Genomic DNA, 18,798 nt, shown 5'->3' on the forward strand with positions numbered 1-18,798 from the left:
GCGGTACGCGAGCTGGGTTCAGAACGTCGTGAGACAGTTCGGTCCCTATCCGTCGTGGGCGTAGGAAATTTGAGAGGAGCTGTCCTTAGTACGAGAGGACCGGGATGGACGCACCGCTGGTGTACCAGTTGTTCTGCCAAGGGCATAGCTGGGTAGCTATGTGCGGAAGGGATAAGTGCTGAAAGCATCTAAGCATGAAGCCCCCCTCAAGATGAGATTTCCCATAGCGTAAGCTAGTAAGATCCCTGAAAGATGATCAGGTTGATAGGTTCGAGGTGGAAGCATGGTGACATGTGGAGCTGACGAATACTAATAGATCGAGGACTTAACCATATAATATGTAGCAAATGTTATCTAGTTTTGAAGGAATATGCATTAAAATTTCTTCTTGACATTTCGAAAGAAATGTTTATAATGATAAAAGTCTGGTAATGATGGCAGAGAGGTCACACCCGTTCCCATACCGAACACGGAAGTTAAGCTCTCTAGCGCCGATGGTAGTTGGGACCTTGTCCCTGTGAGAGTAGGACGTTGCCAGGCTAATATTATTCCGCAGTAGCTCAGTGGTAGAGCTATCGGCTGTTAACCGATCGGTCGTAGGTTCGAGTCCTACCTGCGGAGCCATTATGCTTCCATAGCTCAGCTGGTAGAGCACTTCCATGGTAAGGAAGAGGTCACCGGTTCAAGCCCGGTTGGAAGCTTGGGAATAGGTTTAAAACTTTTTTGGCCCGTTGGTCAAGTGGTTAAGACACCGCCCTTTCACGGCGGTAACACGGGTTCGAATCCCGTACGGGTCACCACTTTTGGAGGATTAGCTCAGCTGGGAGAGCACCTGCCTTACAAGCAGGGGGTCGGCGGTTCGATCCCGTCATCCTCCACCATATATATTTAAAATGTCGGAGGGGTAGCGAAGTGGCTAAACGCGGCGGACTGTAAATCCGCTCCTTCGGGTTCGGCAGTTCGAATCTGCCCCCCTCCACCATTTTCTTTAAAATAACCTGAGAGGGTTTATTTTTTTGAAAAGATAACCATACTAGTAAATATTAATGGGCTATAGCCAAGCGGTAAGGCAACGGACTTTGACTCCGTCATGCGCTGGTTCGAATCCAGCTAGCCCAGCCATTTACGAGCCATTAGCTCAGTTGGTAGAGCATCTGACTTTTAATCAGAGGGTCGAAGGTTCGAGTCCTTCATGGCTCATCATTTTTGCGGAAGTAGTTCAGTGGTAGAATACAACCTTGCCAAGGTTGGGGTCGCGGGTTCGAATCCCGTCTTCCGCTTAATTAAGGGGCCTTAGCTCAGCTGGGAGAGCGCCTGCCTTGCACGCAGGAGGTCAGCGGTTCGATCCCGCTAGGCTCCATCTAAATAAAAAAGCTTACATCATATGATGTAAGCTTTTTTTGTGTTCAAAAAGACAACTTTTATACTTGTCGTTTAAAATGAAGAAAACGTAAAAATAAGGGATGGGGAGATAATTGTGAAAGTTGTTATTGCATCTGATTCATATAAAGAAAGCCTAAAAGCTATAGAAGTATGTGGAGCTATTGAAAGAGGTTTTAGAGCAATTTTTCCTAATGCAGAGTATGTGAAAATACCAATTGGAGATGGAGGAGAAGGGACGGTTGAATCACTTGTTGATGCTACAGGGGGGAGAATTATATCAATTAGTGTGACAGGACCGCTTAGAGAAGGTATACAAGCTTTTTATGGCATTTCTAAAGATAAAAAGACAGCGTTTATTGAAATGGCAGCAGCATCAGGATTACAGCACGTTCCAGTTGAAAAACGCAACCCACTTATTACAACGACAAAAGGAACAGGAGAACTTATATTACATGCGCTAGATCAAGGAGTGGAGTACATAATTTTAGGACTTGGAGGAAGTGCTACAAATGATGGTGGGACAGGTATGTTAGCAGCTTTAGGAGTAAGATTTATAAATGACAAGGGTGAAGTAATAGATCCATCTGGAGGCACATTACATTCGATTGTTGCTATTGATTTTTCACGAATGGACCCCCGCTTAAAGGGGGTAAAGATAGAAGCGGCATGTGATGTGGATAATCCATTAGTCGGAATGCAGGGAGCATCTTTCATATTTGGGAGACAAAAGGGTGCAAATGTAGAGATGATGAAAGAGCTAGATGAGAATTTACAACATTATGCGAATATGCTTAAACGATATGTATCTTTTGATGTATCTGAAATACCTGGTGCAGGGGCAGCGGGAGGAATGGGAGCGGCTGTTATTTCAGTGTTAAAGGGAGACTTGCGGAGAGGCATTGAAATTGTATTAGATTATACAAATTTCGATAAACATATAGAAGATGCAAATCTCATTATAACTGGTGAAGGTAGAATAGATAAACAAACTGCATATGGAAAGGCTCCTGTGGGTGTTGCGGGGCGTGCAAAACGTTTTTCTGTGCCTGTAATTGCTATTGGAGGGTCTGTATCACCTGATTATTCAGCTGTGTACGAGAAAGGAATAGATGCGGTATTTAGTATTACAACGAGACCGATGACACTAGAAGAAGCATATAAAGTAGCAGAAGAAAATATTGAAATGACAACAAAAAATATTGCAACAGTATGGAAAATAGCATCAGAAAAACACTTCTAAATGTAGGAGTGTTTTATTATTATTATTTAATAATAGTGATTGCGATTGTTTCATTAAGTTAACTTTATACATAGAATAGTTTTAAAATTTGGTTTTCAGTATAAATATAAGTGAATAAATTGTATATCCATACAGAAAAATGTCGAGTTGAGTCAGACTATATAAAAGATTTAAAATATTTAGTGAAGGCATAAAAGGGGGATACTATCTATGAAAAAAGAAATCTCAGTTATTGGAGTTCCAATGGATTTAGGACAGATGCGCCGTGGAGTTGATATGGGACCGAGCGCGATCCGTTATGCAGGGGTAATTGAAAGAATTGAAGAAATTGGATATGAAGTTAAAGATATGGGAGATATATGTATAGAGAGAGAAAAAGAGATAGATGAAAATACAAAATTAAGAAACCTTACACAAGTTGCAACTGTATGTAATGAATTAGCAAGTAAGGTGGATCATATTATAGAAGAAGGTCGTTTTCCACTTGTATTAGGTGGTGACCATAGTATTGCTATCGGTACATTAGCTGGTGTAGCAAAACATTATAAAAACTTAGGCGTTATTTGGTATGATGCACACGGTGATTTAAATACAGAGGAAACTTCACCATCTGGAAATATTCATGGTATGTCACTTGCAGCAAGTTTAGGTTATGGACATTCTTCACTTGTAGATTTATACGGAGCATATCCAAAGGTGAAAAAAGAGAATGTCGTAATTATCGGTGCGCGTGCATTGGATGAAGGAGAAAAAGATTTCATTCGCAATGAAGGTATTAAAGTGTTCTCAATGCATGAAATTGATCGTATGGGGATGACGGCTGTTATGGAAGAAACAATCGCATATTTATCTCATACTGATGGTGTACACTTATCATTAGATTTAGACGGTCTTGATCCTCATGATGCACCAGGTGTTGGAACGCCTGTAATTGGCGGTCTATCTTATCGTGAAAGTCATTTGGCGATGGAAATGTTAGCAGAAGCTGATATTATCACATCTGCTGAATTTGTTGAGGTAAATACGATTTTAGATGAGAGAAATAGAACGGCAACAACAGCAGTTGCTTTAATGGGTTCTTTATTCGGTGAAAAACTAAAATAAATGTAAGAAAAGCAACTGAGAAGTTGCTTTTTTTATTTGAAAATAGGCGTATAATAATGATTTATATTATACTGTACAATAAAAATGTTTGACATCTTACCAATTTGAGCTAAAGGGGGTTGTTTGTAATTGTCGTTTGTTTCATGTATGGTATAATTAACTAGTTGTTGGAAATACATACAGATAGAGCATAAAACAATATTTCAATATATGGATAGAATTGCTCGTAAGTAGGAGGAAGGGATAGCATGCCTTTTGAAGATACGACCATTTTGAAATATCTTAGTACGGCATTAGATATTGCCATTGTATGGTTTATTATATATAAGCTAATTCTTATAATCCGAGGGACGAAAGCTGTTCAACTTTTAAAAGGGATTACAGTTATTATCGTCGTTAAGATGATCAGTATTTTCCTTGAATTGCGTACGCTATCTTGGCTAACTGAACAAGTATTAACGTGGGGATTTTTAGCCGTTATTATTATCTTTCAGCCAGAATTGAGAAGAGCACTTGAGCAGCTAGGGCGCGGAAGCTTATTTTCGCGTGTTGGAACGCATGAGGATGATGAACCTGAAATGGTTGCAACAGCGATAGCAAAAGCAACCGAATATATGGGGAAACGTAGAATTGGTGCATTAATTACTTTGTCAAAAGAGACCGGTATGGGTGATTATGTGGAAACGGGTATTCCGCTGAATGCAAACGTATCATCGGAATTACTTATTAATATTTTTATTCCAAATACACCTCTTCATGACGGAGCGGTAATTATGCAAGGAAGTACAATTAAAGCAGCAGCATGCTATCTTCCATTATCAGAAAGTCCGTTTATTTCTAAAGAATTAGGAACTAGACATCGTGCTGCAATGGGAGTTAGTGAAGTTACTGATAGTATTACAGTAGTTGTGTCTGAAGAAACTGGTCAAATTTCTTTAACGAAAAATGGTAAGTTGCATCGTGATTTGAAGACAGAACAGCTGAAGGATATGTTATTAGCTGAATTTAGTGGAAACGAAAAAACGACTTCTTCGTCTTTATGGAATTGGAGGAGAAAGCGTCATGGATAAGTTAATGGAGAATCATTGGTTTTTAAAAGGGATCTCATTACTATTGGCGTGTATGCTTTTTATGTCAGCGACGTTAACTGAAAAAAATACGACATCAGGTATATTACCTTTTGCAAATGATACGAAAGAAACATTAACTAATTATGCTATTAATCTTAAGTATGATGAGGAGAAATATATTGTAAGTGGTATTCCAGCAGAGGGCGTTAAGGTGAAATTAGAAGGCCCAAAAGCATCAGTTGCTACAGCAAAAGCAAAAAAACAATTTGATATACCGATTGATTTGCGAGATAGTCCAAAAGGAACTTATGAGATTTCTTTAAAAACGAACGGGCTTCCAGATGATGTGAAAGGAACAGTTCAGCCATCAACAATTAAAGTTACTCTGCATGAAAAGGCGAGAAAATATGTTCATGTAGATCTGAAATTATCAAATGAGGATCAGATGCCAGCGGGGGCTACACTAGAAAAATCAAGCCTTAAACCGGATACTGTTGAGGTAGTTGGGACGAAAGAAGAAATTGAAAGTATTTCATCTGCCAAAGCGTATGTTGATTTAAAAGGTGTTAATAAAACTGTTACAAAAACGCCCGAAGTTACATTATACAATAAAGAAGGAAAACGTTTAAATGTAAGAACAAGTCCATCTAAGATTAGTGTAACGTTGAATGTGGCAATGCAAACTACAGCCAATAATACTGAAAAAACTGTTCCTGTAACGTATACGAAGAAGGGGAGTTTAGCAGAAGGATTGGCAGTTACAAATATCAGTGTTGAGCCGAGAGAAGTAACGATAGCAGGTCCAAAAGATATTTTGGATAATATACAATCGCTAGAGGGGGTCGAAGTAGATCTTAGTCAATTGACAGAGTCTACAACATTCGATGCCTCTGTTTTATTACCCAAGGGTGTAACAAGTGCAAAACCGAATCAAGTGAAGGTTTCGGTGGGAGTGCAAAAAACAAAACAAACGAAAACAAAAACGATTGATGGTATCCCAATCCAGAAAAATGGACTTTCTAAAGATGTTACTGCTCAGCTACTTTCGCCGCAAGATGGAAAGATAAGTGTTGATATTTCAGGAGAAGCAAGTATAGTAGATAAAATAACAGCTGCTCAAATAACAGCGGTAATTAATCTGCAAAATGTATCTCCAGGAACGAAAGATATTTCCATTCAAGTGAGTGGTCCTGGTAATATTTCAATAGAACCAAAACAAAAAAGTGCTAAAGTTACTATTGTGAAGAAAGAAAAACCAGATAAAGAAGTACAGGGTAACGGTCAACAACCGGATTCAAACACCGATCAAGAAAATCAAAATGAGAAACCAAAAAATCCTGAACCTGATTCAGAAAAAGAACAGGAAAAGAATCAAAACCAAAACCAAAATCAAAATCAAGATAAAGAAACGAGTCAAGAACCAACAGTAGATAATCACAATCAAAAAGAGCAAGAAAAAGGAGCGAATCATAATGGGTAAATATTTTGGTACAGATGGAGTACGCGGAGTTGCAAATAAGGAGTTAACACCTGAATTAGCTTTCAAAATTGGACGTTTTGGTGGTTATGTATTAACAAAAGATACAGATCGTCCAAAAGTAATCATCGGTCGTGATACACGTGTATCTGGCCATATGTTAGAAGGAGCTTTAGTAGCAGGGCTATTATCAACTGGAGCAGAAGTAATGCGTCTTGGCGTTATTTCTACACCGGGCGTTGCTTATTTAACAAAAGCACTAGACGCACAAGCGGGTGTTATGATTTCTGCATCTCATAATCCAGTACAAGATAACGGTATTAAATTCTTTGGTTCAGACGGCTTTAAATTAACAGATGAGCAAGAAGCTGAGATTGAAGCTTTATTAGACAAAGAAGTTGATGAACTACCACGTCCGACAGGTACTAATCTTGGACAAGTGAGCGATTACTTTGAAGGTGGACAAAAATATTTACAGTACATTAAACAAACTGTTGAAGAAGATTTCTCCGGCCTACATATCGCTTTAGATTGTGCACATGGTGCAACTTCTTCTCTAGCTCCATACTTATTTGCAGACCTAGAAGCTGATATTTCAACAATGGGAACTTCTCCAAATGGTATGAATATTAATGAAGGTGTAGGATCTACACATCCAGAAGGCTTAGCTGAATTGGTAAAAGAAAAAGGAGCGGATATCGGACTTGCTTTTGATGGCGATGGCGACCGTTTAATTGCTGTAGACGAAAAAGGAAACATCGTTGACGGTGATCAAATTATGTTCATTTGTGCGAAGTATATGAAAGAAACTGGTCAATTAAAACATAATACAGTTGTTTCAACTGTTATGAGTAACTTAGGTTTCTACAAAGCACTTGAAGCAAATAATATTACAAGTGATAAAACAGCAGTTGGTGACCGCTACGTAATGGAAGAAATGAAGCGCGGAGGTTACAACTTAGGTGGAGAACAATCAGGCCATATTATCTTACTTGATTACATTACAACTGGTGATGGAATGTTAAGTGCACTTCAACTTGTAAACATCATGAAAATGACGAAAAAGCCATTATCTGAGCTTGCAGGAGAAATGACGAAATTCCCACAATTGCTAGTAAACGTTCGTGTAACAGATAAAAAATTAGCATTAGAAAACGAAAAAATTAAAGAAATTATTCGTGTTGTAGAGGAAGAAATGAACGGTGATGGCCGTATTCTTGTTCGTCCATCTGGAACAGAGCCACTTATTCGTGTAATGGCAGAAGCACCAACACAAGAAGTTTGTGATGCATATGTACATCGCATTGTAGAAGTTGTGAAAGCTGAAGTTGGCGCTGAATAATTAGCTGAATTTATATGAAAAAGGAGCACAAAAAGTGTTCCTTTTTCATATGTTTTATAGACAATGAAAAAAATTTCATTGACGGTTTATCCATGTTTGTTATAAGATGGTCTTGTTCTTTTTCTCAAAGGAAATATTGTAAATTATAAAAGCGCCAGAACTACAAATAGTGTAGTTGACGAGGTGGGGTTTATCGAGATTTCGGCGGATGACTCCCGGTTGTTCATCACAACCGCAAGCTTTTACTTAAATCATTAAGGTGACTTAGTGGACAAAGGTGAAAGTGTGATGAGAGAAGAGGAACGGATGAAAACTAGCTGTATAAGTATATACGGACTTAAACCCAATCGAGAGGAAGGTGAAAGCCGTTACAAGCTTACAGGGCTAGCAATATGTAATCCGTTTTTTAGTATAAATAAAAATGGTATCGGACTATGTCGTTACATGTTCGCAGAGCAGTGTAAGCATTTGTAACGGCGACTAAACATGTGTGGAATCGTAGGATTTATTGGAGAGCAAGATGCAAAGGAAATTTTATTAAAAGGTTTAGAAAAGCTAGAATATCGTGGATATGATTCAGCAGGTATTGCAGTACAAGCAGAGAACGGTGTTGTTGTATACAAAGAAAAAGGCCGTATCGCAAAACTTCGTGAAATCGTAGATGAGAACGTAGCAGCAAGCGTAGGTATCGGACACACACGCTGGGCTACACACGGTGTTCCAAGTAAAGTAAACGCGCATCCGCATCAAAGTACATCAAAACGCTTTACATTAGTTCATAACGGTGTAATTGAAAACTATGAATTAGTGAAAAAGGAATATTTACAAGATGTAACGTTCGTAAGTGAAACAGATACAGAGGTTATCGTACAGCTTATGGAACAACAAGTGAGCACAGGATTAAGTGTAGAAGAAGCGTTCCGTAATACACTATCTCTTTTACATGGCTCTTATGCAATCGGATTACTTGATGCTGAAAATCCAAACATGATTTATGTTGCTAAAAACAAAAGCCCGCTATTAGTAGGTGTTGGTGACAACTTTAATGTTGTGGCAAGCGACGCTATGGCGATGTTACAAGTTACAGATCAATTTATTGAGTTAATGGATAAAGAAATCGTAATTGTAACGAAAGAAAGTATTACAATTAAAAACTTACAAGGTGAAACGATTGAACGTGCACCGTTTACAGCGGAATTAGACGCAAGTGATATTGAAAAGGGAACATATCCTCATTTCATGCTTAAAGAAATCGATGAGCAACCACTTGTAATCCGTAATATAATTCAAAAGTATCAAGATGAAAATGGCGAAATTGAATTAAATCAAGACATCCGCAATGCGATTTTAGATAGCGATCGTATTTACATCATTGCATGTGGAACGAGTTATCATGCAGGTCTTGTTGGAAAACAATTTATCGAGAAGTTTGCAAAAATGCCAGTTGAAGTACACGTGGCAAGTGAATTCTCTTATAACATGCCATTATTAACAGAAAGACCATTCTTCATTTACATTTCACAAAGTGGTGAAACAGCTGATAGCCGTGCAGTACTTGTGCAAACAAATGAAATGGGCCATAAAGCCTTAACAATTACAAACGTGCCTGGTTCTACACTTTCTCGTGAAGCTGATTATACACTTCCGTTATACGCTGGACCAGAAATTGCAGTTGCATCAACGAAAGCTTACACAGCACAGCTTGCAGTACTTTCAATTTTAGCAGCTGATATTGCTAAAGCAAAAGGTGAAGTTCTTGATTTCGATTTAACACACGAACTAGGACTTGTAGCAAATGCAATGATAGAACTTTGTGATCAAAAAGAAGAAATGGACGCATTAGCAAAACAATTTTTAGCAACAACGCGTAACTGTTTCTTCATCGGACGTAGCGTAGACTTCTACGTAGGATTAGAAGGCGCGTTAAAACTAAAAGAAATCTCTTACATCCAAGCAGAAGGATTCGCTGGAGGAGAGTTAAAACACGGTACAATCGCTTTAATTGAAAATGGTACACCAGTTATTGCACTTGCTACACAAGAGCACGTAAACCTTGGAATTCGTGGTAACGTGAAAGAAGTAGTAGCACGCGGAGCTAACCCATGTATCATCTCAATGAAAGGCTTAGAAATGGAAGGTGACAGCTTCGTATTACCAGCTGTACACGAAGCACTAGCACCGCTAGTAGCAGTTATTCCATTACAACTTATCTCATACTACGCAGCACTTCACCGCGAGTGTGACGTTGATAAGCCACGTAACTTAGCTAAGTCTGTTACTGTTGAGTAGGACGTTGGTAGGTTAATAAATATAGTATGCGTTTGAAATAAATTTTGATAGTTTATAAAAAAGTCTGATCGTTTATAATAAATTAAAACTAAGAAAAAAACTCTGTAAAAATCATTTTACAGAGTTTTTTTTAGTTATTTATTGTTTTACATAACAAATTGTTACTTGTTCGTCTATGTGGAAAATCTGTAATGCTTTACCATCTAAATTTTTAACCTCATATGATGAATAAATAGGTCTTTCCAATTTCACTTCTTGACCATTTTGAGTTCCTTTTTCCACCATTAGCGTTAACTGATGGGAAGAAACGTCTGCTTGGTATGTTCCTGTTAAGTAATTATCTTTATTTGGATAAGAACCATTTGCATATGTTTCAAATGTCTTATCTGCTTTTAGGACTAACGTAGTTTTGACTCCGTCTCCGTAATCAATACCCCAATTACCTACAAGCTCTGTACCGTCTTTATAGTTGTTCTGTACATTCTTAAACTTAGCGGAATCCTCGTCTGGTGTATCAATTTTTCCTTTGAATATACCAGTTTTATCTTGGGTACTGTATGTTTTAACTGTATTACCACTAGATAAACTCGGTGAGTTAGAAGAACTAGTACCACTTGTTGTAGAAGTAGTTATTGAACCACCCTTAGCTTCCGCTTTTAACTTATCAAATACAGGTTTCCAAATGCGTTTTGCTTCATCTAATTTATTGTTTGCTTTATCTATGATTGCATCATCCGTATCTTTAAGTGTTTTAGAGTAATCAAATAACTTCGATACTTCTTTGAAAGACTCTTTTAACTTTTGAACAGCTTTTACAATTTCCTTATGGTCTTCCTTGTATTTTCCTGGTGCATCTATACGCTCTATTTTATTAAATACTTTATCTAAGTCTTTAATACTATCTCGTACCTCTTCATTTGACTTACTTCCCTTTTTATTATCCCTTACAGAAGCATCATAGTAATCTAGACGTCTTAATAAGTCTTCTTCAATGTCTACCATAAGTTGTGGGTAATCCTCAGGTAAAACCATAATCATCTTAACATCTTTACTTTCTTCTTTCGAGTTAGTTGATTTTTCCTTTGTTTCAGATGATTTACTTTCTGACTTAGTTGAACTTGTTCCTTCTGTCGTAGTTTCTTTACTTTCTTGTTTACCAGATTCAGCATTTGTTTTTTCTTTTTCTTCAAATAAACTAGTTACACTACAAGCTGACATAGAAATTACTAATCCGGATGCTAGTAAAATTTTACCTGTACTCTTTTTGAAATTCTTCATATGATTTTTCAATTCTCCCTCTAAAAACATAAAATAGATGTGCTTTAGCCCCTTTAAAACTAAAAAACATACCCCTTCTATATTTATTTTATAATACCTTTCTATGTGTAATATTTTACAATTAATTACAGATGCAGTCAAAGTTTATCTTAGTTTAACGATGTTCATAAAAAAGATGCGAAGCTTTATTCCTTCAAGTAAAGATTCTAAGTGAGTTTTGATTAAAATTTTTTTATAAAAATCTCATACTTAGTTAAAAAGAGTAATTCTATTTTGATCAATCGTTTTTTTAAAATGGATTTTTTTGTTGTTAAATAAAGATTTGTGACTTCATTTTTATCAAATTTTATTCCAAACCAACATATAGTTATAGCTTTAAAATAAACTTACAAATTTGTATCTAAAAGGGGTGTTTTTGTGTCGAAAAAGAACATCTAGAATTGGTAAGCGGATAGAACCCTATAGATTAAAGTTTTACTTTATCGAATTCACTTTTATTTATCTGAATTTTCCATTATCATTTTAAGTATTCGTGAACAATTTCCTTTATTACGACAAAAAGAGACGAGAGATTTATGGACATTTCAAGGGGGTATATTGATTAAAGTGAATGAAAAAACATATTTAAGTATAGAAGAGATTATTTCATTACCAACCTTATCAAGTACAAACATAAGTGATGATGGTAAAAACGTAGCATTTGTTAAGAAGACGGCTGATTGGAAAGAAAATACATATAGGAATCATGTATGGATATATGAAAAAGATAAGAAGCAGAGTTACCCATTATCAAATGGGGATATAGATAGTACACACCCATTATGGTCTCCAGATGCTAGGTGTATCGCATATCTTAGTCCAGTTGGTGATGGGAAAAATCAGATATTTGTTAAGTCACTAGATGGTTATAGAGAGGTTCAAATTACTGATGAGAAAGAAGGAGTCAGTACATTCAAATGGGGTCCTACTGGCAAGGGTCTTTATTATGTTACGCAGTCAAAAGAATGTGAGGAGATAAAGAAACGTAAGGACCTATATGGAGATTTTCAACATATAGGTAAGGAACACCAGAATAATTGTTTATATTACATTGAAATAGAAAAGGTGATACAAAGTGATACAGATGAACACGAGAACAGAGTTGTTTATCAATTAACGGATGGTAAGGATTTTCATATCCATGAATTTGATATTTCAAATGATGGTAAAAAGGTTGTATTTATGGCGACACCAAGCTCAAATATGGAAGATTATATAAATGGAGATCTATACATACTCCATATTAAAGCTGGAGAGCTACAAAAGCTGAATGTGAATAAGTTGTTGGGAGGGAGTGTTTGCTTTTCTCCTGACGGCAGTAAAATATGTTACACAGCAAGCATAAGAGAGAAGGATTACTATAGAAACCATATACAAGATAGTACGTTAGAGATATATGATATAAATACCGGAGAGCTAATTCAACTTTTAACAGATTTTGATAGTACGGTTATGCCATTACAGTGGACAGCTAAAGGGGTTTTAATTAGGTGGCAGAATAAAACGAATTATCTTATTGGATTGCTAGCCGAAGATGGCACTGTGGAAATATTAAGCGAAAAAGTAGATGGCTTTATAATGGATGCTTCTATAACAAAGGATGGCAAACATATATCCTACAATAAGGCAATAACAAATGAAACCTTTGAAATCTATTTAGACGATAAAAAAATAACGAATGAAAATAGCTTTTTCAAAGGGAAACTTAGAAGTAACAGGGAAATCATCTCATGGAAAAGTAGCGATGATCTTGAAATAGAAGGTGTTTTATCAACGCCAGTAGAGTTTGACACTAATAAAAAATATCCTTTATTAGTAGTAATTCACGGCGGTCCGGCTTGGGCATCTTTTCCGATATTTTCAGACTGCTTCAATGAGAAATATCCGATTGAACAGTTTATTGAAAAAGGCTTTATCGTTTTAGAACCAAATTACAGAGGAAGTTCAGGTTATGGTAATGAATTTTTAAAAGCTAACTATAGAAAACAGGGGATTGCTGACTACGATGATGTTATATCTGGAGTGGATGAACTAGTAGAAAAAGGGATGGTAGACAAGGATAGGGTAGGAGTTATGGGATGGAGCAACGGTGGATATGTATCAGCTTTCTGTTCTACATTTAGTAGTCGATTTAAAGCTATTTCAGTTGGCGGTGGAATCACTAACTGGAGTACCCATTATGTAAATACAGATATACCTTACTTTATTAGAATGTATTTAGGAAATACTCCATGGAATGATCCAGAGATATATACGAAGACATCACCTATGACGTATATTAAATCAGCTTGTACGCCTACCTTAATTCAACATGGGGAAAAGGATGCAAGAATTCCAATTACAAATGCATATGATCTATATCAAGGATTAATGGATATGGAAGTTGATACAGAATTAATTATATTTAAAGGAATGGCATATAGTTCTGACCAACCAGGAGTTCATGTAGCTATTATGAAGCAGAACTTGATGTGGTTTTCACACTATATTCTTGGAGAGAGTATGGAGGGTTTTAGGACTTTGTAATGGGTGTTTGTACAAGACATAAGGTTGAAACGGTCTTCATATTGAGATGATTTATTATAAAATATATACTTAAACTACTATCAGTACATACATTAGGGAGGACTAATATGACAGGGAATAAAAATGACTTACTAGTAGAAAAACGTGAAGAGTTATTGAAAGTATTGCAAGTTCGTTTTGAGAAAAACATGAACCGCCATGAAGGTCTTGAATGGGCTAAAGTTGAAGCGAAGATAGAAGGTAATGCTGAAAAATTATGGTCACTTAACGAAATGGAAGTAACTGGCGGTGAGCCGGATGTTGTCGGTTATGATGAAGAAAAGGACGAATATACTTTCTATGATTGTTCAAAGGAGAGTCCTAAAGGTCGCAGAAGTCTTTGTTATGATCTTGAAGCGTTAGAATCAAGAAAAAAACATAAACCAGAAAATAACGTTATTGATGTTGCCAATGCTATGGGCATTGAACTATTAACGGAAGAACAATATCGGGAATTGCAACAACTTGGCGATTTTGACATGAAATCATCAAGTTGGGTACAAACACCTTCAGATATTAGAGAACTCGGTGGTGCTCTATTTTGTGATTATCGTTTTGGACATGTTTTCGTGTACCACAATGGAGCAGACTCTTACTATGCTGCCAGAGGTTTTCGTGGCTCGTTAAAAGTTTAAATTAGGATAAATAAGAAAAAGAGCCTATATTCAGGCTCTTTTTCTTATTTATATTTTAAAAGTAAACTGTTACTACGCAGTTTTACTTAATTTATATGTTCCGTGGTTGTTTTTACGGAAAAGTTTAGGGAAAACAGAGCCATCTAATCCAATACGTCCAGCGTTCTGCCCTGCAACTAAAATGAACATAGTCAAAATAAGCAGGTTTGGGTTTACACTAACAGTTCCACTTAATAAAAATGAAAGATTCATTATGATTCCGAAAAATGCAGCTGTTTTTGTTAGTCCGCCTAAAATTAAACCTAGACCTACTAAAATTTCTCCCCATTGAACTAAAAAGCTAAATAGGTCTGCGTTTGGAAGGACAAAATGTTGAAGAAAATCTGCCCACCAACTTTGTACTGCAGGGTGGTCACCAGATGCTTGAGCAATAGCACCCTTTAGAAAGCCACTTGCGTCAAAAGATTGTCCGAAGACTTTGCCTATCCCAGCAGCGAGCCATGTATATCCTATGTAAAGCCGTAAAAGTAATAATATGAAAGTAGCACGTTTATCAGTTCTTAAAAAATTGATAACCATTGAAATCCCTCCAATATTGTATTTACAAGTTTATTATATATCCATTGTGAAAAAATTCACAATGGATATAATGTGAACAAGGATAGGCTGTGAGTAATTGTTTTATTTTTTGTAACATTTTATCTGTTTTGGTAAACTAAGAATAGAGATATATGGAGAGGAGACAACGACTCAATATGTGGATGAACTTGTAATGATTAGAAACTACTAGATAGATGAATTTTTCCCTCATAAGCGAGGGTTTATTTAGTTATCTGTAAATCATTCAAGGAATGCATATTTGGCTTGTATATCCCTTTTGTAAGGATAGATACCTATTTTATGTATCTGTCTTTTTTGTGGGAAAGTTTATATCTCTTATATAAAATATGCGTCCTTTAAATTTGGAGGAGTATATGATAAACCAATTAAAAAATAAGGTAGCAGTTATTACAGGGGTAAGTCGTCTAGATGGTATAGGCGCAGCGATTTGTAAAGAATTAGCTGAATCAGGATACGATATATTTTTTACGTATTGGACAGCTTACGATAAAGAGATGCCTTGGGGCATTGATGAAAATGAACAAATACAATTAAAAGAAGAGCTATTACAAAAAGGTGTTAGAGTATCGAGTATGGAGTTAGATTTAACTCAGAATGATGCACCGAGAGAGCTTATAAATAGAGTTACTGAACAAATTGGATACCCTCATATATTAATTAATAATGCAGCGTATTCTACGAATAATGATTTCTTTAATTTGACTGCTGAAGAATTGGATAGGCATTATATGGTGAATATTCGTGCGACTACATTGCTCAGTAGTCAATTTTCCCGGGGATTTGATAAGAAATCTGGTGGTAGAATTGTGAATATGACTTCGGGGCAATTTCAAGGTCCTATGGCAGGAGAACTAGCTTATGCGACAACGAAGGGAGCTATTGATGCTCTTACTAGTACGTTGTCAGCAGAGGTAGCTCATTTAGGAATAACAGTGAATGCAATTAATCCAGGACCAACCGATACAGGATGGATGACTGAAGAGATAAAACAAGGGTTAAAGCCGATGTTTCCTTTTGGCAGAATTGGTGAGCCAAGGGATGCAGCTAGACTCATTAAATTTTTAGTAAGTGAAGAAGCTGAGTGGATTACTGGGCAAGTTATTCATTCAGAAGGTGGATTTAAAAGATAAAAAGAAGGTATCTCACCTTGGTGAGATACCTTCTTTTTTAATCTTTCTTCAGTCTTCGTGCAACACCATTCCCTAAAGATTGTAATCCTTGAACGAGGATAATTAAAATAAAGACCGTTGCATACATTACTTCAGGCTCGTAGCGTAAATGTCCGAAGCGGTATGCTAAATCCCCTAATCCGCCAGCCCCTACAAGGCCAGCCATTGCTGTTGCGCCAATTAAGCCAATTGTTGCAATTGTTAATCCAAGTACAAGGGAGGGACGAGCTTCTTTCACCATGACGTGCCAAATGATTTTTATAGTAGAGACTCCCATCGCTTGGTAGGCTTCAATGACACCGCGATCGACTTCTAGTAAAGCTGTCTCCATTAAACGTGCGATATAAGGGGCTGTGAAGACGACAAGCGGTACGATAACACCTTGCACGCCAATGGATGTTCCCATTAGAAACTTTGTAAAAGGCAAGATAAAGAATAATAGAATGATAAATGGAAGAGAGCGAATAACATTAATAACCGTATTAAGAATAGGATAGATGATTTTATTTTCACGCTGCCCACCAGGTCTCGTTAAAACAAGTGTGACGCCAAGTGGCAGTGCAATAAGGATCGAGATGAGTAATGAAATAGATGTCATTTGAAAGGTTTGGATTGTGGCTTCCCATATGACTTTACCCCATTCATCCAAAAAGGACTTGTTTCCCATAATCTGTTCTACCTCCTTCTACGATGATTCCTTGCTCTTGTAAAAATGATAAAGCACGGTGGATTTCATTTTGTTCCCCTTGCATATGAACGACTAGTTTCCCATATGCTTCATGTTTTAACTGCGTAATATTACCGGATAAAATATTCGGATACACTTGGAAACGTTTTGTGGCAACGGCTAAGGCAGGTTCCCCTGAAGTAGTGCCAATAAATGAAAGTGTTACAATTTCTCCAGTACGTTGTAGTTCTTTCTGTACCTCTTCTGGAATTTTCGCTGCAAATGCGCTATTTACAAATTTCTTCGTTGTTACATGTTGTGGGTTTGTGAAAATATCTTTTACAGTTCCACTTTCGACTACAGATCCATGTTCCATAACAGCAACGCGGTCACATATACGCTGGATGACATTCATTTCATGTGTAATGAGTAAAATCGTAATTCCGATTTCTTCGTTAATCTTTAATAGCAAATCAAGGATAGAATCGGTTGTTTCTGGATCTAATGCGCTCGTTGCTTCATCACTTAATAACACTTCAGGTTCATGTGATAGCGCACGAGCAATTGCAACACGCTGTTTTTGACCACCAGAAAGTTCGCTTGGATACGCATCTTTTCGATTAAAAAGATCGACAATGCGTAAATACTTTTCTACTCTTTTTTCAATTTCTGCTTTTGGAATGCCAGCAAGCCATAACGGTAATGCGATATTTTCATAAACGGTAACAGTTTTAAGTAAATTGAATCCTTGAAAGATCATTCCGATTTTTTGTCTCGCTTTTGCTAGTTCTTTTGTCGATAACGTTGTTAAGTCTTGTTCGTTTACAATGATATTTCCTGTCGTTGGTTTTTCTAATAAATTTACACATCGAATCAATGTACTTTTACCAGCGCCACTATACCCAATGATTCCAAATACCTCGCCTTTTTCTACTTTAAGGGAAGTAGACTTAAGAGCCTCAACATTCCCTTTTTTTGTTGTAAATACTTTGGATATGTTTTGTAATTCAATCATTATCGTCAGCTCCTACCAAGATGGTAAAACTGAACCATCAAATTTTTTCCCGATAAACTCTTTTACTTCTTTAGATTGATAAGCTTTCTTTAATTTATTTACAACGGCATCATCTTTATTTTCAGTACGAACAACAACCCAGTTCACATATGGTGAATCTTTTCCTTCGCGGAAAATAGAATCTTTCGCTGGACTTAATTTTGCACCTAATGCAAAGTTTGTGTTAATTGCAGCTGCTTTCACTTCACTTAGTTGCGTTGGTAATTGAGATGCCTCTAATTCGACAATCTTTAATTTTTTTGGATTTTCAATTACATCTTTTGCAGTCGCTTTTTCTGTAGCCTTTGGATCAACTTTTAAAACCCCTGCTTTTTCAAATAATTTTAAAGCTCGAAGTTCATTTGTTGGGTCATTTGGTACAGCAATTGCGTCGCCCTCTTTTAAATCTTTTAAATCTTTTACATCTTTAGAATATACGCCCATAGGGAATGTTACTGTTGAAAATACTTCAGTTAATTTCATATTGCGTTCAGCTTTAAATACATCTAAATAAGATTTCGTTTGGTAGCTATTTACATCAAGGCTTTTTTCATCTAATGATACGTTTGGCGCTACATAATCATTAAATACTTTTATATCAATTTCGAGACCATCTTTTGCTGCAACTTCTTTTACCTTTTCAAAAATTTGTTCATGTGGTCCACCTGTTACACCGACAGTAATCTTTTTCTCGTCTAATGCTTTTACCTCTTTATTTGAACTCACGCTACATGCGCCTAATAACAATACTGCTCCGCTTACAATGCTTAATAATACCTTTTTCATCTATAAATCCCCCTTCATATACGTTCCAAAATAAAAAGCACCTCCCAAAAATAAGAGAGGTGCCGAATAGACGAAATAG

At 36.6% G+C, this 18,798-nt stretch carries 15 protein-coding genes, 9 tRNA genes, 1 rRNA gene and 1 other annotated feature; of the genes, 20 read left to right on the forward strand and 5 right to left on the reverse strand.

What is annotated here, in order from left to right; genetic code table 11:
- Positions 1-59: 59 nt before the first annotated feature.
- Positions 60-321, forward strand: a sequence feature (23S ribosomal RNA rRNA prediction is too short).
- Between the two features lie 103 nt (positions 322-424).
- From rrf to glmS, 17 genes are all read left to right on the forward strand, one after another.
- A 5S ribosomal RNA gene (gene rrf, locus BAQ53_RS00740) occupies positions 425-540 on the forward strand.
- 9 nt (positions 541-549) lie between these two features.
- Positions 550-624, forward strand: a tRNA-Asn gene (locus tag BAQ53_RS00745).
- A gap of 4 nt (positions 625-628) precedes the next feature.
- Positions 629-701 (forward strand) — tRNA-Thr (locus BAQ53_RS00750).
- Positions 702-725: 24 nt separating this feature from the next.
- A tRNA-Glu gene (locus BAQ53_RS00755) sits at positions 726-800 on the forward strand.
- Between the two features lie 5 nt (positions 801-805).
- Positions 806-881: transfer RNA gene (locus tag BAQ53_RS00760), tRNA-Val, on the forward strand.
- Positions 882-898: 17 nt separating this feature from the next.
- Positions 899-982, forward strand: a tRNA-Tyr gene (locus BAQ53_RS00765).
- A 65-nt stretch (positions 983-1,047) separates the two neighbouring features.
- Positions 1,048-1,122: transfer RNA gene (locus BAQ53_RS00770), tRNA-Gln, on the forward strand.
- A gap of 5 nt (positions 1,123-1,127) precedes the next feature.
- A tRNA-Lys gene (locus BAQ53_RS00775) sits at positions 1,128-1,200 on the forward strand.
- A gap of 8 nt (positions 1,201-1,208) precedes the next feature.
- A tRNA-Gly gene (locus BAQ53_RS00780) sits at positions 1,209-1,280 on the forward strand.
- 7 nt (positions 1,281-1,287) lie between these two features.
- Positions 1,288-1,360, forward strand: a tRNA-Ala gene (locus tag BAQ53_RS00785).
- A gap of 117 nt (positions 1,361-1,477) precedes the next feature.
- Positions 1,478-2,623, forward strand: a complete 1,146-nt coding sequence (locus BAQ53_RS00790; protein WP_000869591.1) for a glycerate kinase — start codon at positions 1,478-1,480, stop codon at positions 2,621-2,623.
- Positions 2,624-2,833: 210 nt separating this feature from the next.
- Positions 2,834-3,727: an arginase gene (gene rocF / locus BAQ53_RS00795; RefSeq protein WP_000711575.1), complete on the forward strand. Its 894-nt coding sequence runs from the start codon at positions 2,834-2,836 to the stop codon at positions 3,725-3,727.
- A 248-nt stretch (positions 3,728-3,975) separates the two neighbouring features.
- Entirely contained in the window at positions 3,976-4,797 is an 822-nt protein-coding gene (gene cdaA, locus BAQ53_RS00800) for a diadenylate cyclase CdaA (protein ID WP_001115697.1), read from the forward strand.
- Positions 4,790-6,277 (forward strand): CdaR family protein, encoded by a 1,488-nt coding sequence (locus BAQ53_RS00805; protein ID WP_000359592.1) that lies wholly within the window; start codon positions 4,790-4,792, stop codon positions 6,275-6,277. The genes cdaA and BAQ53_RS00805 overlap by 8 nt, the downstream gene beginning before the upstream one ends.
- Positions 6,270-7,616, forward strand: a complete 1,347-nt coding sequence (gene glmM, locus BAQ53_RS00810) for a phosphoglucosamine mutase (protein ID WP_000521476.1) — start codon at positions 6,270-6,272, stop codon at positions 7,614-7,616. Before BAQ53_RS00805 ends, glmM begins: the two co-directional genes overlap by 8 nt.
- 288 nt (positions 7,617-7,904) lie before the next feature.
- Positions 7,905-8,090 (forward strand): hypothetical protein, encoded by a 186-nt coding sequence (locus tag BAQ53_RS00815; protein WP_001206405.1) that lies wholly within the window; start codon positions 7,905-7,907, stop codon positions 8,088-8,090.
- 12 nt (positions 8,091-8,102) lie between these two features.
- The gene (glmS, locus tag BAQ53_RS00820; RefSeq protein WP_000334163.1) at positions 8,103-9,905 is read left to right on the forward strand and encodes a glutamine--fructose-6-phosphate transaminase (isomerizing); all 1,803 of its coding nucleotides are present in this window, start codon (positions 8,103-8,105) and stop codon (positions 9,903-9,905) included.
- A 138-nt stretch (positions 9,906-10,043) separates the two neighbouring features.
- Here the strand turns inward: glmS and BAQ53_RS00825 are convergent, their stop codons facing one another.
- Entirely contained in the window at positions 10,044-11,195 is a 1,152-nt protein-coding gene (locus tag BAQ53_RS00825; RefSeq protein WP_481747213.1) for a DUF3994 domain-containing protein, read from the reverse strand.
- A gap of 588 nt (positions 11,196-11,783) precedes the next feature.
- Here BAQ53_RS00825 and BAQ53_RS00830 point away from each other — a divergent pair.
- Both BAQ53_RS00830 and BAQ53_RS00835 read left to right on the forward strand, forming a co-directional pair.
- Positions 11,784-13,748, forward strand: coding sequence for a S9 family peptidase (locus BAQ53_RS00830; RefSeq protein WP_033672941.1), 1,965 nt, complete (start codon positions 11,784-11,786; stop codon positions 13,746-13,748).
- A gap of 107 nt (positions 13,749-13,855) precedes the next feature.
- On the forward strand, positions 13,856-14,422 hold the full coding sequence (locus BAQ53_RS00835) for a DUF4256 domain-containing protein (protein WP_000147399.1): 567 nt from the start codon (positions 13,856-13,858) through the stop codon (positions 14,420-14,422).
- A 72-nt stretch (positions 14,423-14,494) separates the two neighbouring features.
- On the opposite strand, the gene BAQ53_RS00840 is transcribed toward BAQ53_RS00835, so the two are convergent.
- On the reverse strand, positions 14,495-15,001 hold the full coding sequence (locus tag BAQ53_RS00840; protein WP_000236365.1) for a DoxX family membrane protein: 507 nt from the start codon (positions 14,999-15,001) through the stop codon (positions 14,495-14,497).
- Positions 15,002-15,396: 395 nt separating this feature from the next.
- On the opposite strand from BAQ53_RS00840, the gene BAQ53_RS00845 reads away from it, so the two are divergent.
- Positions 15,397-16,173 carry an SDR family oxidoreductase gene (locus tag BAQ53_RS00845; RefSeq protein ID WP_000609969.1) on the forward strand — a complete coding sequence of 259 codons (777 nt, stop codon included), beginning with the start codon at positions 15,397-15,399 and terminating at the stop codon, positions 16,171-16,173.
- A 37-nt stretch (positions 16,174-16,210) separates the two neighbouring features.
- On the opposite strand, the gene BAQ53_RS00850 is transcribed toward BAQ53_RS00845, so the two are convergent.
- The 3 genes from BAQ53_RS00850 to BAQ53_RS00860 are packed head-to-tail and all read right to left on the reverse strand — an operon-like array spanning position 16,211 to position 18,719.
- Complete coding sequence (locus BAQ53_RS00850) at positions 16,211-16,879, reverse strand: methionine ABC transporter permease (RefSeq protein WP_000527154.1); 669 nt, start codon at positions 16,877-16,879, stop codon at positions 16,211-16,213.
- A complete protein-coding gene (locus BAQ53_RS00855) occupies positions 16,854-17,894 on the reverse strand; it encodes a methionine ABC transporter ATP-binding protein (RefSeq protein WP_208906422.1) in 1,041 nt (346 codons plus the stop codon). Before BAQ53_RS00855 ends, BAQ53_RS00850 begins: the two co-directional genes overlap by 26 nt.
- 12 nt (positions 17,895-17,906) lie before the next feature.
- Positions 17,907-18,719, reverse strand: a complete 813-nt coding sequence (locus tag BAQ53_RS00860) for a MetQ/NlpA family ABC transporter substrate-binding protein (protein WP_208906423.1) — start codon at positions 18,717-18,719, stop codon at positions 17,907-17,909.
- Positions 18,720-18,798 lie beyond the last annotated feature (79 nt).

The organism is Bacillus sp. B25(2016b), from assembly GCF_001679765.1.
GTDB lineage: Bacteria > Bacillota > Bacilli > Bacillales > Bacillaceae_G > Bacillus_A > Bacillus_A thuringiensis_K.

Coding starts and splice junctions, on each gene's coding strand:
- rocF (WP_000711575.1), top strand. CDS start 2,834: ATGAAAAAAGAAATCTCAGTTATTGGAGTTCCAATGGATTTAGGACAG.
- BAQ53_RS00835 (WP_000147399.1), top strand. CDS start 13,856: ATGACAGGGAATAAAAATGACTTACTAGTAGAAAAACGTGAAGAGTTA.
- glmM (WP_000521476.1), top strand. CDS start 6,270: ATGGGTAAATATTTTGGTACAGATGGAGTACGCGGAGTTGCAAATAAG.
- BAQ53_RS00840 (WP_000236365.1), bottom strand. CDS start 15,001: ATGGTTATCAATTTTTTAAGAACTGATAAACGTGCTACTTTCATATTA.
- BAQ53_RS00845 (WP_000609969.1), top strand. CDS start 15,397: ATGATAAACCAATTAAAAAATAAGGTAGCAGTTATTACAGGGGTAAGT.
- BAQ53_RS00855 (WP_208906422.1), bottom strand. CDS start 17,894: ATGATTGAATTACAAAACATATCCAAAGTATTTACAACAAAAAAAGGG.
- glmS (WP_000334163.1), top strand. CDS start 8,103: ATGTGTGGAATCGTAGGATTTATTGGAGAGCAAGATGCAAAGGAAATT.
- BAQ53_RS00850 (WP_000527154.1), bottom strand. CDS start 16,879: ATGGGAAACAAGTCCTTTTTGGATGAATGGGGTAAAGTCATATGGGAA.
- BAQ53_RS00805 (WP_000359592.1), top strand. CDS start 4,790: ATGGATAAGTTAATGGAGAATCATTGGTTTTTAAAAGGGATCTCATTA.
- cdaA (WP_001115697.1), top strand. CDS start 3,976: ATGCCTTTTGAAGATACGACCATTTTGAAATATCTTAGTACGGCATTA.
- BAQ53_RS00815 (WP_001206405.1), top strand. CDS start 7,905: ATGAGAGAAGAGGAACGGATGAAAACTAGCTGTATAAGTATATACGGA.
- BAQ53_RS00860 (WP_208906423.1), bottom strand. CDS start 18,719: ATGAAAAAGGTATTATTAAGCATTGTAAGCGGAGCAGTATTGTTATTA.